Origin of the sequence: Vibrio sp. SG41-7 (genome assembly GCF_014164465.1) — a bacterium.
GTDB classification, from domain to species: Bacteria; Pseudomonadota; Gammaproteobacteria; order Enterobacterales; family Vibrionaceae; genus Vibrio; species Vibrio splendidus.
In genome coordinates this window covers 1-1,569 of the sequence record NZ_JACJFF010000278.1, presented here as the reverse complement: position 1 = coordinate 1,569, position 1,569 = coordinate 1, and the positions used below count along the sequence as shown (strand labels likewise).

The following is a 1,569-nucleotide window of genomic DNA, read 5'->3' as shown; positions in this document are numbered from 1 at the left end:
CCCAACTCAGAGATATAAGGGGGGACCTCGAAATTCTCAGAGTACACACAATAGGCAGTCGGATGAGCCCATAGTACCGATGATGATGAGGACAACATAACCTCATCTAGGGAAGGGGCTCAAACATAAATGATGTTTTTCAAGAAATTTCAGCAGGAGATTGCCAAATGGCTAACACTTCAAATCAAGTTCGAGAATTTCAGCGAAAACTTTACCTGCGCTCAAAGCAGGAGCCAGACAAAGCATTTTATAGTCTTTATGACAAAATCTGTCGATTCGACATCCTCTGGGATGCTTTCCATTTGTGTAAAGCAAATAAAGGAGCTGCGGGTGTCGATGGTGTTAGATTTGAAGACTTAAACAGCATTGAATCATCTGGCCAATTGATCAAAACACTAAGAGCAGAATTGGTAAACGGTACTTACAAACCGCTACCAGTAAAGAGAGTACAAATTCCCAAAGACAATGGGAGAACACGAAACTTGGGGATACCAAGTATCAGAGATCGCATTGTCCAAATGGCATGCACACTCGTGTTAAGCCCAGTCTTCGAACCTCATTTTCACTGCAATAGCTACGGCTATAGGCCCAAGCGCAGTGCTCAAGACGCTGTGATATGCATCAATGCCTATCTCAAACAAGGATATAAACAAGTCTATGATGCTGACCTATCAAAATTCTTTGACACTATACCGCATTCACGATTAGTGGATAAGGTAAGGTCTAAAGTGACGGACAGGGCGGTACTAAGACTGATTAAGCAATTCCTTAAAGCGCCGATAAGTGAGACAACAGCAAAAGGAAAAAGCCGCATAGTGGGAAACCCTATCGGTACGCCACAAGGCGGGGTGATTTCGCCACTACTGGCAAACATTTACCTAAATGACTTTTGTCAGAAGATAGCGACAAAGACACCATGCAAGATAATTTCTTACGCGGATGACTTTGTTATCCTGTCGAAAGCGACATTGAATTCAGCCCAACAGGGCTGGATAAAGAATGAGCTGGAGAAGGAAGGGCTAAAGCTCAATGAGGACAAAACTCACATTGTGGATATGACCCGAGTAGGAAATGAATTTGATTTTCTAGGGTTCACATTCAAATATGTGGTTGGCTTCATTCAGCACACAAACTACATAAAGATCTACCCATCGAAGAAGAGTCAAAGGAAGTACAAGGACAAGCTACGGAGCATAGTAAAACACCGAACGTCTCTCACACTAGACAAGCTCGTTAAACGAGTAAATCGAGTGGTGAGGGGCTGGAAGAATTACTTTGGTAAAGTTGGCTATCCTCGGCAAGTCTTTTTCAAGATGGATTGGTTTTTAGTGGCACGCTTTTATCGTTGGTCAAGGAGCAGAAGTCAGCGACGGAGCCTGTATCTTGCGCAAGATGCATGGGATAAGCTACATAAGGCAGGCCTTGTGTATCTACAACCGACAAAGGCGAAAACTGTGAAGGTGAGCGGGTGAACATTTATGTGAAAGCCGTGTGAGGGAAAACCTCATGCACGGAATTGAAGAGGGGTCGCTGGATAAGGGTTGTGCCGAAGCCAGTGACCTACTCTAC

The 1,569-nt window shown here is 44.0% G+C and carries 1 protein-coding gene; it reads left to right on the top strand.

Features of this window, described 5'->3' with window-relative positions:
• The first annotated feature begins 167 nt into the window (after positions 1-167).
• Positions 168-1,472, top strand: coding sequence for a group II intron reverse transcriptase/maturase (gene ltrA, locus H5300_RS26600; protein ID WP_182797348.1), 1,305 nt, complete (start codon positions 168-170; stop codon positions 1,470-1,472).
• Positions 1,473-1,569: the final 97 nt, after the last annotated feature.

Coding starts and splice junctions, on each gene's coding strand:
- ltrA (WP_182797348.1), top strand. CDS start 168: ATGGCTAACACTTCAAATCAAGTTCGAGAATTTCAGCGAAAACTTTAC.